Below are 13,916 nucleotides of genomic sequence, written 5' to 3'. Positions count from 1 at the left end.
CCTACACGACCCACTCGGACCTACGCCCGTGCGCGGGACCCACTCGGACCTACGCCCGTACCCGGACCCACAGGCCGCTCCCGCACCCCCCGTCAGCCGAACACAGCCAGGCTCTTCGCCTTGCCCTTCTGCTCCTCCACCAGCGCGAGGAAGGTCCCCTCGGGGTCGAAGACGGCGACCGCGCCAGCGCCCGCGTACTGCTCGGGCATCTCCAGCCGTACCCCGTTGAGCAGCAGTCGGCCGCGTCTGGTGTCGACGTCCCAGCGCGGGAACGCGCTGGTCGCGGCCTCGGCGATGGGCATGACGGTCAGTTCCTGCTGGTGCTGGTCCAGGGTGCGGGCCGCGTCGAGCTTGTACGGCCCCACGCGGGTGCGGCGCAGCGCGGTGAGGTGTCCGCCGACGCCGAGCCCGGCGCCCAGGTCGCGGGCGAGGGCGCGGATGTAGGTGCCGGAGGAGCAGACGACGGAGACGACCAGGTCGAGTACGGGGGTGCCGTCGTCGGCGACGGCCTCGCGGACGTCGTACACGCTGAACGAGGAGACGGTGACGGGCCGGGCGGGGATCTCGAAGTCCTCGCCCTCGCGCGCCCGCTTGTAGGACCGTACGCCGTTGATCTTGATGGCGCTGACCTTGGACGGCACCTGCATGATGGCGCCGGTCAGCCGGGCGATCCCGGTGTCGATGGCGTCGCGGGTGACCTTCGAGGCGTCGATGGACCCCGTGATCTCGCCCTCGGCGTCGTCGGTGACGGTGTTCTGGCCCAGGCGGACGGTGCCCAGGTACTCCTTCTCGGTCAGCGCGAGATGGCCGAGGAGCTTGGTGGCCCGCTGGACACCGAGGACGAGGACGCCGGTGGCCATCGGGTCCAGGGTGCCGGCGTGGCCGACGCGGCGGGTGCGGGCGATGCCGCGCATCTTGGCGACCACGTCGTGCGAAGTGAAGCCCGACGGCTTGTCGACGATGACAAGGCCGTCGGGCGTGGTGGGCTGCTGCGTCATTCGGCGGCGTCGTCCTCGTCGTCACCGGGCTTCTTGTACGGGTCGGCTTCTCCGGCGTAGGTGGCTCCGGAGGAGGCCTGGCGTACCTGCTCGTCCGACTGGCGGGCCTTGTCGAGGAGGTCCTCGATGGTCCGCGCGTTGTCGGGCAGGGCGTCGGCGACGAAGGCGAGGGTGGGGGTGAACTTCACGCCCGCGGCCCGGCCGACCTCGGAGCGGAGCACGCCCTTGGCGCTCTCCAGTCCGGCTGCGGCGGCCTTCCGCTCCTCGTCGTCCCCGTACACCGTGTAGAAGACGGTCGCCTCCCGCAGATCGCCGGTGACCCTGGTGTCCGTGATGGTGATGTGCGTGCCGAGCCGCGGGTCCTTGATCCCGCGCTGCAGCTTCTGGGCCACCACCTCCCGGATGAGGTCCGCCAGCCTCTTGGCGCGCGCGTTGTCGGCCACTGGTCCGTCTCCTTAAGTGCTTTCTTCGTGCTTCAGGCTTCGTTGCTTCAGTCTTCGTCGCTGTGGAGCCTGCGTCGAACCGAGAGCAGTTCCACCTCGGGCCGCCCGGCGACCAGCCGCTCACAGCGGTCCAGTACGTCGGCGAGGTGCCCGGTGTCCCCCGAGACCGCGGCGAGCCCGATCTCGGTTCTGCGGTGCAGGTCCTGGTGGCCGGTTTCGGCCACACTCACTCCGAACGTGCGCTGGAGTTCCGCCACGATCGGGCGGACGAGAGACCGTTTCTCCTTGAGCGAGTGGACATCGCCGAGGAGCAGATCGAAGGACAGCGTCCCCACATACATACGCGTCCGGATGTCCCGCCGGTTCGGGGTACGGGCGCCACACGTGGACGCCGCTACCGGAACCGTACACGCAACGGCCGGGGCCGATCGACGGAATTCCCTGGGGGGAACTGCCCGCCGACCGGCCCCGATCGTGTGTCCGGTCCGTGGTGTCCGGCTCGGACGATCAGACGCGCGGCTTCTCGCGCATCTCGTACGTCGCGATGACGTCGTCGACCTTGATGTCGTTGAAGTTGCCGAGGTTGATACCGCCCTCGAACCCTTCGCGGATCTCGGTGACATCGTCCTTGAAGCGGCGCAGGCCCTCGATGTTGAGGCTCTCCGCGATGACCTTGCCGTCGCGGACCAGTCGGGCCTTGGTGTTGCGCTTGACCTCGCCGGAGCGGATGAGAACACCCGCGATGTTGCCCAGCTTGGACGACTTGAAGACCTCGCGGATCTCCGCCGTGCCCAGCTCGACCTCTTCGTACTCCGGCTTGAGCATGCCCTTGAGGGCCGCTTCGATCTCCTCGATCGCCTGGTAGATGACCGAGTAGTAGCGGACGTCGACGCCTTCGCGCTCGGCCATCTGCGCGGCACGGCCGGCCGCACGGACGTTGAAGCCGATGACGATGGCGTCGGAGCCCATCGCCAGGTCGATGTCGGACTCCGTGACCGCACCGACACCGCGGTGCAGGACGCGGATGTCGACCTCTTCGCCGACGTCGAGCTGGAGCAGGGAGGATTCCAGCGCCTCGACCGATCCGGACGCGTCGCCCTTGATGATCAGGTTGAGCTGCTGGACCTCGCCGGCCTTGAGCACCTTGTCCAGGTCCTCCAGCGAGACACGGCGCGTGCGCTTGGCGAAGGCCGCGTTGCGCTCGCGGGCGGCGCGCTTCTCGGCGATCTGGCGGGCCGTACGGTCCTCCTCGACCACCAGGAAGTTGTCGCCCGCGCCCGGGACGTTGGTCAGGCCGAGGACCTGGACCGGCGTCGAGGGGCCTGCTTCGGCGACGTTGTTGCCGTTGTCGTCGAGCATGGCGCGGACCCGGCCGTAGGCGTCGCCCACGACCATGGTGTCGCCGACCCGCAGGGTGCCTCGCTGGACGAGGACCGTGGAGACGGCGCCGCGACCGCGGTCGAGCCGGGACTCGATCGCGATGCCCTGCGCGTCCTGGCTGGGGTTGGCCCGCAGGTCGAGCGAGGCGTCGGCGGTGAGGACGACGGCCTCCAGCAGGGAGTCGATGTGCAGACCCTGCTTGGCGGAGATGTCGACGAACATGGTCTCGCCGCCGTACTCCTCGGCCACCAGTCCGAACTCGGTGAGCTGGCCGCGCACCTTGGTCGGGTCGGCGCCCTCGACGTCGATCTTGTTGACCGCGACGACGATCGGGACCTCGGCGGCCTTGGCGTGGTTGAGCGCCTCGACCGTCTGCGGCATGACGCCGTCGTTGGCCGCGACGACGAGGATCGCGATGTCTGTCGATCGGGCACCACGGGCACGCATGGCGGTGAACGCCTCGTGACCGGGGGTGTCGATGAAGGTGATCCTGCGCTCTTCGTCGTTGACCTCGGTCGCGACCTGGTAGGCACCGATGTGCTGGGTGATGCCGCCGGCCTCGCCCGCGATGACGTTGGTCTTGCGGATGGCGTCGAGCAGCCGGGTCTTTCCGTGGTCGACGTGGCCCATGACGGTGACGACCGGCGGACGGACCACCAGGTCCTCCTCGCCGCCCTCGTCCTCGCCGAACTCGATGTCGAAGGACTCCAGCAGCTCGCGGTCCTCCTCCTCGGGGCTGACGATCTGAATCGTGTAATTCATCTCGCCCGCGAGGAGTTCCAGCGTCTCGTCGGAGACGGACTGGGTGGCCGTGACCATCTCGCCGAGGTTCATCATGACCGCGACGAGGGACGCCGGGTTGGCGTTGATCTTCTCGGCGAAGTCGGTGAGCGACGCGCCACGGGAGAGCCGGATGCTCTCGCCGTTGCCGCGCGGCAGCATCACGCCGCCGACGCTCGGGGCCTGCATGGCCTCGTACTCCTGGCGCCTCTGCCGCTTCGACTTGCGGCCACGACGCGCGGGACCGCCGGGACGGCCGAAGGCGCCCTGCGTGCCACCGCGGCCACCGGGACCGCCGGGACGGCCACCGAAGCCGGGACGGCCACCGCCGCCACCGCCGGGACCACCGGGACGGCCGGCGAAACCGCCGCCACCGCCACCGGGACCACCGGGACGACCGGCGAAGCCACCGCCGCCGCCACCGGGACGACCGGCGAAGCCGCCGCCGCCACCGGGACGACCGCCGCCGCCACCGCCGCCGGGACGACCGCCGCCGCCGGGACCACGGCCACCGGGACCGCCGCCACCGGGGCGGGGACCGGCCGCGGGCCGCTGCGGCATCATGCCGGGGTTGGGACGCGGACCGCCGGGACCGCCACCGGGACCGCCGCCGGGACGAGGACCGCCACCCTGCGGGCGGGGCATCGAGCCGGGGGACGGCCGGGAGCCGCCCGGAGCCTGCGGACGCGGACCGCCGCCGCCACCCTGGGCGCCGGTCGCCTGCGGACGCGGGGCGCCGCCGGGACCACCGGGACCGCCCGGACGCGAGCCCTGGGGGCGCGGCGACTGGGGGCGGGCCATACCGGCGTTGCCGCCGGAGGTGAAGGGGTTGTTACCGGGACGCGGCCCGGAAGGACGGGCACCGGGACGGGCGCCCTGACCGCCGGAGCGCGGAGCGCCCTGGCCGGGACGGGCCTGACCCTGACCCTGCCCCTGACCGGAGCCGCCACTGGGACGGGCGCCCGGCTTGGGACCACCCGGACGGGGACCGCCCGGCTTGGGCCCGGCCGGTGCCGGGGAGGCGGCCGGCGGCGCGGTGAACTCCGGGGCGGCCGGCGCCGGACGCGGCGCGGGCTTGGGACCCGGGGTGGGACGCGGACCGGGCGCCACCGGCGCCGCGGCCGGCTCCGCCGGGGCGGAGGCCGCCGGAGCGGAGGTCTCCTGGGCGGCGGCCGGGGCCGGGGCCTCCGGAGCCGCGGGCTGCGCCGGGGCCGGGCGCGGGGCGCCGGGCTTCGGGGCAGCAGAACGGGCCCCCTGCGCCGGAGAGGGCGCGGCGGGCTTGGGGGCGGCCTTCCGAGGGGCGGGCCTGGCGGCGGACTTGCCGTTGCCACTGCCCTGCTGGAAGGCGTCGGTCAGCTTGCGTACAACGGGCGCTTCGATGGTCGAAGACGCCGAACGGACGAATTCACCGAGTTCCTGGAGCTTGGCCATGACGACCTTGCTCTCGACGCCGAACTCCTTGGCGAGTTCGTAGACCCGGACCTTAGCCACTTCGCTCCTTTGAGGTCCGGGTTGCGTCCGGACCGTCGCTAGTTCATGGGCGTACTCATCGCGTACTCATCGAGTGCTCATCGCAATCTCGACCTGCTTTCGACTCGCGAGGTACCTGACCGCACGGGGACCTCCGCGCGGCATGCTTTCTACCGTGTTGCCATCAGCAACTGTGTGCCTGCTCGACGTACAGGCGCAACGCCTTTACGTCGAGCGGTCCCGGGACGCGGAACGCCCGCGGGAACGCCCGGCGGCGCACCGCCTGGTCCAGACAGACCTGGGCGGGGTGTACATACGCACCCCGGCCGGGCAGCGTACCGCGAGGATCGGGGACGCATGCGCCCTCGACCGCCACGATCCGCAGCAGTTCGATCTTGGCCGCTCGCTGCCTGCACCCCAGACAGGTGCGCTCAGGGCGTGCAACGGCACGCGTCCGGCCAGACACCGCTCAGTCTACCTCCCCGCACCGACCTCACCCCTACGGGGCAAGAATCGAACGCGCGTTGTCGTGATCCAACCCCGCTACGGCGCGGAACTATTCCCCTCCGAAGGGTGAAGGACCGCGCGGCCTCCTCGACCGGCCGGACTACCGGCCGGACTACCGGCCGAGCCAATGGCCGGACTACTGGCCGGACTACCGGCCGGACTACTCCGACGGCCGCGACGGCTCGGGCCGCTCGGACGGCTGCTCGGTGTCCGAGCGGATGTCGATCCGCCAGCCGGTCAGCCGGGCGGCGAGCCGGGCGTTCTGGCCCTCCTTGCCGATGGCCAGCGAGAGCTGGTAGTCCGGCACGGTCACCCGTGCGGAGCGGGCGGCGAGGTCGACGACCTCCACCTTGGACACCCGGGCGGGCGACAGCGCGTTGGCCACCATCTCCGCCGGGTCGTCCGACCAGTCCACGATGTCGATCTTCTCGCCGTTCAGCTCGCCCATCACATTGCGGACCCGGCCGCCCATCGGGCCGATGCAGGCGCCCTTGGCGTTCAGACCGGACCGGGTGGACCGTACGGCGATCTTGGTGCGGTGGCCGGCCTCGCGGGCGATCGCGGAGATCTCCACGGAGCCGTCGGCGATCTCCGGCACCTCCAGGGCGAAGAGTTTCTTCACCAGATTGGGATGTGTGCGCGAGAGGGTGACCGACGGACCGCGCACGCCCTTCGCCACCCGGACGACGTACGACCGCAGCCGCATGCCGTGCGGATAGGTCTCGCCGGGCACCTGCTCCTGCACCGGGAGGATGGCCTCCAGCTTGCCGATGTCCACGAGGACGTTCTTCGGGTCGCGGCCCTGCTGGACCACGCCGGTGACGATGTCGCCCTCGCGCCCCGCGTACTCGCCGAGCGTGGCGTCGTCCTCCGCGTCGCGCAGCCGTTGCAGGATGACCTGCTTGGCGGTGGTCGCGGCGATCCGGCCGAAGTCGGACGGTGTGTCGTCGAACGCGCGGGCCTCCTGGCCCTCCTCCAGGTCCTCGGGGTCCTCCTTCGCCCACACGGTGACGTGGCCGGTCTCCCGGTTCAGCTCCACGCGCGCGTGCCGACGGCTTCCCTCGGTCCGGTGGTAGGCGATGAGGAGGGCCGCCTCGATCGCCTCGACCAGCAGGTCGAAGGAGATCTCCTTCTCCCGCACCAAGCCCCGCAGGGCACTCATGTCGATGTCCATGGCTACGCCTCCTCCTCTTCCTTCATGTCCTTGTCGCTGCCCTTGCCGTTCTTCTCACCCTTGTCGGGGCGGCCGAACTCGACCTGGACGCGCGCCTTGGCGATCTCCTCGAAGGAGAGGCGGTGCGCGGTGGGCTTGCGGCCCTTGACGCCGGGCACCTCGGTGTCCACGCCGTCGTCGTCCACGGTCAGGATCCTGGCGACCACGTCCCCGCCCGCGGCGAGCTGGAACCTGGCCAGCCGGCCGGTCGCGCGCACATAGTGCCGCGGCTCGGTGAGGGGGCGCTCGGCGCCGGGGGTACCGACCTCAAGGGTGTACTCGTCGTCGCCCATCGCGTCGGTCTCGTCCAGCTTCGCCGAGAGCGCGCGGCTCACATCGGCGACCTGGTCCAGGTCGGCCCCGGTGTCGGAGTCGACCACGACACGCAGCACCCGCTTGCGTCCTACGGAGTCCACGGCGATCTCTTCGAGATCCAGTCCCTGGGAGGCGACGAGCGGTTCCAGCAGCTCGCGCAGCCTCTCGCTCTGGGTGGTGCTCATCCGGGTGACTCCTCGGCCGCGTGTGCTGTTGTGGGAACGTCGCGTGTCTGGTCAAAGGGTATCCGGTCCGCGGACGTGTCGCCGCCCACCCCGGGACGGCCGACGGCCAGGGGGGGCGTACGGGAGTGCGCGCGGGGCGCCCGGGTGGTGCCGCTGACGAGCGTCGCGCCTTCACGCGGGTACGGTGATCGCGGACGTGCCACCTGATGCGACCGTCTGTTCGCCTCTCCATCCGTACGAGCCTGCCGAGGACGTCTGCCGTGCCGCTCCCCCTGTCTCCGCGGGCCCGCTCCGGGCCGCGCAGAAGAACCCTGCTCGCCTCGGCCGCGGGAACGCTCCTGCTGACGGGCTGCACCTCCGACGACGGCTCCGAGGGGGCCACGGGCGGCAGCCCCGCGGCGGTCCAGCGGGTCCGCGCGCGGGCCGTCGTGGACAGCCGGGCGCTCGTGGAGCGCTACGACGCCGTCCTCGCCGCCCATCCGGCGCTCGGTGAGCGGCTGCGACCGCTGCGGGAGGCGACCGTACGGCACGCGAAGGCGTTCGGGGCGACGGGGAAGGGGGCCGGGGGTTCGTCGGCGTCGCCTTCCGCTTCGGGGGCGCCTTCCGTGGACGTGCCCCGTGACGAGAAGGGGGCACTCGCCGCGCTCGCGAGCGCCGAGCGGGCGCTGGCGGACCGGCGGGCCGCGGCGCTGCTGGAGCTGCCGGGCGAGCTGGCACGGCTGCTGGCCTCGGTGGCGGCGGCCGGGGCGGCACACGCGTTTCTGCTGACGGAGGGGCAGGCATGACGGGCAGGGCGAGGTCCGCCGGGGCGAACAGGGCGGACAAGACGGAGAAGACGGACGAGGCGAAGAAGGCCGAACTGGACGCCGTCCAGGCGGCGCTGGCGGCCGAGCACGCGGCCGTGTACGGGTACGGGGTCGTCGGCGGGAAGATCCGCGAGGGCCGGCGGGCGGAGGCCAGGGCGGCCTACGACGCCCATCGCGCCCGGCGGGACGCGCTGGCCCGGGAGGTGCGGGACCGGGGCGGGGAGCCGGTGCCGGCGGCGGCCGGGTACGCGCTGCCCTTCGCGGTGCCGGACTCGTCGGCGGCGGTACGGCTCGCCGCCGAGCTGGAGGACCGGGTGGCCGGGGTCTACTCCGACCTGGTGCGGGCTGTCGGGGGCGGGCTGCGGGGCACGGCGGCCGAGGCGCTGCGGGAGGCGGCGGTGCGGTCGGTGCGCTGGCGGGGCGGCAGCGTAGCCTTCCCTGGTCTCACCGAGCGGGCCGGTCCTGGGTCGGCCGCGGCGCCCGTGCCCGGGGACTGACCGGCCGGGACGGGTGGGGCGGGGGAACGGGACAGGCAGGGGAAGGGACGGGAAGGAACGGACTCGCGTATGGCTATCGCACCGCCGCAGCGGCTGATCAGGGCGCTGGGCGAGACGGCGCCGGAGGGTGACGACTGGCTGGCGGGGCTGCCCGAGGCCGCCCGACAGGCCGTCGCGCTACGTGAGTTGACCGTGGAGCGGGTGCAGGTGCCGGGCGGGCGGAGCAGCCTGGTGGTGCTGGTGCGGGGGGCCGACGGGGCACCGGCGGTGCTGAAGCTGGCGCCGCCGCGGGCCCGGCCGGAGGGTGAGCGGGCCGCGCTGGCGCACTGGGCGGGGCGGGGTGCCGTACTCCTGCTGGAGGCGGGGTCGGCCGACGGGGCGCTGGTGCTGGAGCGGCTGCATCCGGATGTGTCGGTGCGGTCGCTGCCGGAGGCGAAGGCGTTGCTGGAGGCGGCCGGGGTGCTGCGGCGGCTCTGGGTCGAGCCGCCGTCCGGGGTGGTCTTCGAGTCGGTGGCCGAGCGGACCGGGCGGCAGGCGGCGGCGATGCGGGCGGGTGTGGCGGCGGGCGCGGACGCGGACGGGGCGCTGGAGCCGCTGGTGGAGGCGGCGCTCGCGGCGCGGGAGTCGCTGCTGGCGGCGCCGCCGGAGCGGCGGCTGCTGCACGGCACGTTCCGGCAGAGCAAGGTGCTGGCGGCCGAGCGGATGCCGTGGCTGGCGGTGGGGCCGGACCCGGTGGTCGGTGAGTGCGCGTTCGATCTGGCGCGGCTGGTGCGGGACCGGGTGGAGGATCTGATCGGCAGTCCGTCCGGGGCGGCGACGACGCGGCGGCGGGTGAAGCGGCTGGCGGAGTCGCTGGAGGTGGACCAGGAGCGGCTGCGGGGGTGGACGTTGTTCCGGGCGGTGGAGTCCGGCGCGCGGGCGCTGCGGGTGGGGCGGCGGGGGGACGCGGAGCTGTTGCTGGAGTTCGCGGCGTGGCTGTAGGGCGGGGGTGACGGTCGTCCGGCGTCGCCGCGGGGGTCCGTCCCAGGGGCTGCGCCCCCGGACCCGGGCCTCGGACCCGGGCCCGCGCCTCGGACCCGCGCCTCGGACCCGGACCCGCGCCTCGCCCCCGGACCCGGGCCTCGGCCCTGGACCCGTCCTCGCCCGCCGGACGGGCTGTGTCCAGCCCGGTCCGGCGTTCGAGGGGGAGGTCAGGCCGTCAGACGGGTGATGGCTTCCTCGGCCGTGAGTTCCTCGCGTTCTCCGGTGCGGCGGTCCTTCAGTTCGAGGATGCCGTCCGCGGCGCGGCGGCCGGCCACCAGGATCTTGGGGACGCCCATCAGCTCGGAGTCGGTGAACTTGACGCCCGGGGAGACGCCGGGGCGGTCGTCGACCAGGACGCGCAGGCCGGCGGCGGCGAGCCGGTCGGAGATGTCGAGGGCCAGCTCGGTCTGGAGGGCCTTGCCCGCGGCGACCACGTGGACGTCGGCCGGGGCGATCTCGGCGGGCCAGCACAGGCCCTGGTCGTCGGCGGTCTGCTCGGCGATCGCGGCGACCGCGCGGGAGACGCCGATGCCGTAGGAGCCCATGGTCACCCGGACCGGCTTGCCGTTCTGGCCGAGGACGTCGAGCTTGAGCGCGTCGGCGTACTTGCGGCCCAGCTGGAAGATGTGCCCGATCTCGATGGCGCGGTCCAGGCGCAGGCCGGTGCCGCAGTTGGGGCAGGGGTCGCCCTCCTGCACCACCACGACGTCGACGTACTCGTCCACGTCGAAGTCGCGGCCCGCGACCACGTTCCTGGCGTGCACGTTCTCCTTGTTGGCGCCGGTGATCCACGCGGTGCCCGGGGCGACGCGCGGGTCGGCGAGGTAGGTCACCTTGGCCAGGCCCTGCGGTCCCACATAGCCGCGTACCAGGTCGGGGCGGCCGACGAAGTCCTCGGCGGTGACCAGTTCCACGGTGGCGGGCGCGAAGTGGGCCTCGACCTTGCCGAGGTCGACCTCGCGGTCGCCGGGCACGCCCACGGCGACGATCTCGCCGTTCTCGCCACCCACCTTGACCAGCAGGTTCTTGAGGGTGGCGGAGGCGGGGACGCCCAGGGAGGCGGCCAGGGTCTCGATGGTCGGGGTGTCGGGGGTGTCGATGTCCTCGGCGGCGGGGACCGCGGAGCCGTCCACCGGCTTCAGCTCGTAGTGGATCGCCTCGGTGTTCGCCGCGAACGCGCAGCTCGGGCAGTCCGCGAAGATGTCCTCGCCGGCCTCGGCGGGCGCCAGGAACTCCTCCGACTTGGAGCCGCCCATCGCGCCCGCGGTCGCCGCGCAGATGCGGTAGTCCAGGCCGAGCCGGTCGAAGACCCGCTGGTACGCCTGGCGGTGCAGCCCGTAGGACTCCGTCAGGCCCTCGTCGCTCACGTCGAAGGAGTACGAGTCCTTCATCAGGAACTCACGGCCGCGCAGGATGCCGGCGCGCGGGCGGGCCTCGTCGCGGTACTTGCTCTGGATCTGGTACAGGATGACCGGCAGGTCCTTGTACGAGGACGCCTGGTCCTTGACGAGGAGGGTGAAGATCTCCTCGTGGGTCGGGCCGAGGAGGTAGTCGCCGCCCTTGCGGTCCTGGAGGCGGAACAGCTCGGGGCCGTACTCCTCCCAGCGGCCGGTGGCCTCGTAGGGCTCACGGGGCAGCAGGGCGGGGAGCAGCACCTCCTGGGCGCCGATGGCGTCCATCTCCTCGCGGACGACGCGCTCCACGTTGGCGAGGACCTTCTTGCCGAGGGGCAGCCAGGACCAGATGCCGGCGGCGGTGCGGCGGACGTATCCCGCGCGCACGAGCAGCTTGTGACTGAGGACCTCGGCGTCCGCCGGGTCGTCGCGCAGCGTCTTCGCCAACAACTGGGACATGCGCTGGACCGGTGCGTTCGCCATGGTTCTCGTACTCCTGCCGGGTAACGGTGATGCCATGGAGGTTAGCCGGGCGGCACCGGCCGGTGGAAATCCGTTACCGGCCGAGCGGGAGCGGGGCGCCCATGACGGCGTACGGCTTGGGGGCGCTCGGGAAGTGGACGCGGCGGGCGAGGTCCGTGTAGCCGAGGGAGCGGTACAGGCCGCGGGCGGGGCTGTCGGTGTCGATCGCGGAGAGGATCGAGCGGGGCTCGGTGGCGGTGTCGGTGATGGTGGTGATCAGGGCGCGGCCGATGCCGTGGTTCTGGTGGGCCGGGTGGACATGGAGTTCGGTGATCACGAACGAGTCGTCGAGCCAGTGGGAGTTGTGCTCGGCGCGGAGGTAGGGCTCCACGACGGTGGACCACCAGTGGGTGCGGTCGTTGGGCATGCCGTACACGAAGCCGACGAGTACGCCGTCGACGGTGGCTCCGTAGGCGCGGGCGCCGGGGTAGGTGATGTGGCGCAGGACGATCTGGCGGCGGACCGCGACCTCCTCCGGCGAGAGGCCGAAGGCCAGGGCCTGGACGTCCAGGGCCTCGTCCACATGGGCCGGCAGGTCGAGGGGGCCGATGACGAGGTCCATGGCGGGAGCGTACAGGGGTGGCGGGTGGCAGCCTCGGAACGTTCTCAGAACAGGACGCTCATGAACGCGCCGACTTCCCGGAAGCCGACGCGGGTGTACGCCCTTCGCGCGGCGGTGTTGTAGTCGTTCACGTACAGGCTGACCACGGGGGCGACGTCGGCCAGGGCGTAGGTGAGGACGGCGGCCATGCCGGGGGCGGCGAGGCCCCGGCCGCGGTACTCGGGGGCGACCCAGACGCCCTGGATCTGGCAGGTGTGGTCGGTGGCGGCGCCGATCTCGGCCTTGAAAACGACCTTGCCGCGGTCGTCGAGGCGGGCGAAGGAGCGTCCTGAGCCGACGAGTTCGGCGACGCGGGCCTGGTAGAGGAGGCCGCCGTCGCCGGCCATCGGGGAGATGCCCACCTCCTCGGTGAACATCGCGATGCACGCCGGCATGATCGTCTCCATCTCGTCCTTGCGGACGCGGCGGACGTAGGGGTCCGGGGCGACGGTGGCGGGCAGTCGGTCGGTGACCATGAGGGGCTGGTGGGCGCGGACCTCGCGGGGCGGGCCCCAGTGCGGTTCGAGCAGGCGCCACAGGGCGGTGGTGGGCTCGGCGGGGCCGACGATGGAGGAGCAGCGGCGGCCCGCGCGGCGGGCGCGGTCGGCGAAGGCGCGGACCGCGCGGGGGGTGGCGCAGATGGGGACGAGGTTGGCGCCCGCGTAGCAGAGGGAGGTGAGCATGCCGTCCTCGTACCAGCCCCACATCTCGCCGCCGAGGCGCCAGGGATCGAGGCCGGCGACCTGGACCCGGGAGGTCACGAAGGCGTTGGCGACCGGCTCGCGGTGCAGGACGGCGAGCGCGGCGTCCAGGTCTCTCGGTTCGAGGACCCGGGAGGTGGTCTGGGTCAGCACGTACGGCCTTCGCGGGTGGGGGCTGCCGGTCTCCGCACTGTACCTGCGGATGCTCTGTGGTGCCGAGTTGCCGGCGGGGCCGGCTGTTTTCCTGGGGGCGGTTGGCCTGCCGGCCGGGGGTGGGGGTGGAGGGCTGGGGGGTGGGGCTGTGTGGTTGCGTGTGCTGGTTGTGGGGGGTTGCGCGCGCAGTTCCCCGCGCCCCTGGTGGGGGTGGATCGGGGTGTGACTTCGGCTGTCCGCCGCGGGTGGGGTTTGCGCAGTTCCCCGCGCCCCTTTAGGGGGTGGCCGCCCCAGGGGGTTCTTGGGGCCGCGGGAGCCGTGTGGTTGCGTGTGCTGGTTGTGGGGGGTTGCGCGCGCAGTTCCCCGCGCCCCTGGTGGGGGTGGATCGGGGTGTGACTTCGGCTGTCCGCCGCGGGTGGGGTTTGCGCAGTTCCCCGCGCCCCTTTAGGGGGTGGGGGTTCGGGGCGATTTTGGGTCAGCCTGCTACGGAGATGGTGGGGGGGCCGGATTCGGTGGTGGTGGATTCCATCTGTTCGGCGAGCTTCATCGCCTCTTCGATGAGGGTTTCCACGATCTTGGACTCGGGGACGGTCTTGATGACCTCGCCCTTGACGAAGATCTGGCCCTTGCCGTTGCCGGAGGCGACGCCGAGGTCGGCTTCGCGGGCCTCGCCGGGGCCGTTGACGACACAGCCCATGACGGCGACGCGGAGGGGGACCTCCATGCCCTCCAGGCCGGCCGTGACCTCTTCGGCGAGCTTGTAGACATCGACCTGGGCCCGGCCGCAGGAGGGGCAGGAGACGATCTCCAGGCCGCGCTCCTTGAGGCCGAGGGACTCCAGGATCTGGAGGCCGACCTTGACCTCCTCGGCGGGCGGGGCGGAGAGGGAGACGCGGATGGTGTCGCCGATGCCCTGGGAGAGGAGGGC

14 protein-coding genes are annotated in these 13,916 nt (G+C 72.6%); 3 read left to right on the top strand and 11 right to left on the bottom strand.

Features of this window, described 5'->3' with window-relative positions; genetic code table 11:
* Positions 1-92: 92 nt before the first annotated feature.
* From truB to rimP, 7 genes are all read right to left on the bottom strand, one after another.
* Positions 93-998, bottom strand: coding sequence for a tRNA pseudouridine(55) synthase TruB (truB, locus tag ACIQNG_RS37380; protein ID WP_401491478.1), 906 nt, complete (start codon positions 996-998; stop codon positions 93-95).
* Positions 995-1,441, bottom strand: a complete 447-nt coding sequence (gene rbfA / locus ACIQNG_RS37375; protein ID WP_401432737.1) for a 30S ribosome-binding factor RbfA — start codon at positions 1,439-1,441, stop codon at positions 995-997. The genes truB and rbfA overlap by 4 nt, the downstream gene beginning before the upstream one ends.
* Before the next feature lie 47 nt (positions 1,442-1,488).
* Complete coding sequence (locus tag ACIQNG_RS37370; RefSeq protein ID WP_401432734.1) at positions 1,489-1,782, bottom strand: DUF503 domain-containing protein; 294 nt, start codon at positions 1,780-1,782, stop codon at positions 1,489-1,491.
* A 166-nt stretch (positions 1,783-1,948) separates the two neighbouring features.
* Positions 1,949-5,092 carry a translation initiation factor IF-2 gene (gene infB, locus ACIQNG_RS37365; protein ID WP_401432731.1) on the bottom strand — a complete coding sequence of 1,048 codons (3,144 nt, stop codon included), beginning with the start codon at positions 5,090-5,092 and terminating at the stop codon, positions 1,949-1,951.
* A 163-nt stretch (positions 5,093-5,255) separates the two neighbouring features.
* A complete protein-coding gene (locus tag ACIQNG_RS37360; RefSeq protein ID WP_401432728.1) occupies positions 5,256-5,537 on the bottom strand; it encodes a YlxR family protein in 282 nt (93 codons plus the stop codon).
* A 201-nt stretch (positions 5,538-5,738) separates the two neighbouring features.
* Positions 5,739-6,752 carry a transcription termination factor NusA gene (nusA, locus tag ACIQNG_RS37355; RefSeq protein ID WP_401432725.1) on the bottom strand — a complete coding sequence of 338 codons (1,014 nt, stop codon included), beginning with the start codon at positions 6,750-6,752 and terminating at the stop codon, positions 5,739-5,741.
* Between the two features lie 2 nt (positions 6,753-6,754).
* Positions 6,755-7,291 carry a ribosome maturation factor RimP gene (gene rimP, locus ACIQNG_RS37350; RefSeq protein ID WP_401491475.1) on the bottom strand — a complete coding sequence of 179 codons (537 nt, stop codon included), beginning with the start codon at positions 7,289-7,291 and terminating at the stop codon, positions 6,755-6,757.
* 260 nt (positions 7,292-7,551) lie between these two features.
* On the opposite strand from rimP, the gene ACIQNG_RS37345 reads away from it, so the two are divergent.
* The 3 genes from ACIQNG_RS37345 (at position 7,552) to ACIQNG_RS37335 (ending at position 9,575) form a co-directional block, all read left to right on the top strand.
* Positions 7,552-8,076: a fimbrillin family protein gene (locus ACIQNG_RS37345; RefSeq protein ID WP_401491473.1), complete on the top strand. Its 525-nt coding sequence runs from the start codon at positions 7,552-7,554 to the stop codon at positions 8,074-8,076.
* Positions 8,073-8,594: a ferritin-like domain-containing protein gene (locus ACIQNG_RS37340; protein WP_401432717.1), complete on the top strand. Its 522-nt coding sequence runs from the start codon at positions 8,073-8,075 to the stop codon at positions 8,592-8,594. Before ACIQNG_RS37345 ends, ACIQNG_RS37340 begins: the two co-directional genes overlap by 4 nt.
* A gap of 69 nt (positions 8,595-8,663) precedes the next feature.
* On the top strand, positions 8,664-9,575 hold the full coding sequence (locus ACIQNG_RS37335; RefSeq protein WP_401432715.1) for an aminoglycoside phosphotransferase family protein: 912 nt from the start codon (positions 8,664-8,666) through the stop codon (positions 9,573-9,575).
* 209 nt (positions 9,576-9,784) lie between these two features.
* On the opposite strand, the gene ACIQNG_RS37330 is transcribed toward ACIQNG_RS37335, so the two are convergent.
* From ACIQNG_RS37330 to ACIQNG_RS37315, 4 genes are all read right to left on the bottom strand, one after another.
* Entirely contained in the window at positions 9,785-11,494 is a 1,710-nt protein-coding gene (locus ACIQNG_RS37330; protein WP_401432712.1) for a proline--tRNA ligase, read from the bottom strand.
* Between the two features lie 73 nt (positions 11,495-11,567).
* A complete protein-coding gene (locus tag ACIQNG_RS37325) occupies positions 11,568-12,095 on the bottom strand; it encodes a GNAT family N-acetyltransferase (protein ID WP_401432709.1) in 528 nt (175 codons plus the stop codon).
* A 44-nt stretch (positions 12,096-12,139) separates the two neighbouring features.
* Positions 12,140-12,988, bottom strand: a complete 849-nt coding sequence (locus ACIQNG_RS37320; protein ID WP_401432706.1) for a GNAT family N-acetyltransferase — start codon at positions 12,986-12,988, stop codon at positions 12,140-12,142.
* A 475-nt stretch (positions 12,989-13,463) separates the two neighbouring features.
* Positions 13,464-13,916, bottom strand: a 453-nt coding sequence (locus tag ACIQNG_RS37315) for a flavodoxin-dependent (E)-4-hydroxy-3-methylbut-2-enyl-diphosphate synthase (protein ID WP_401491470.1), incomplete at its 5' end; no start/stop codon positions are given.

Source organism: Streptomyces sp. NPDC091377 (assembly GCF_044757045.1).
In the GTDB taxonomy this organism is placed as follows: Bacteria; Actinomycetota; Actinomycetes; order Streptomycetales; family Streptomycetaceae; genus Streptomyces.
Note: the sequence above shows the minus strand (reverse complement) of the source record. Positions and strands in the feature narration are given on the sequence as shown.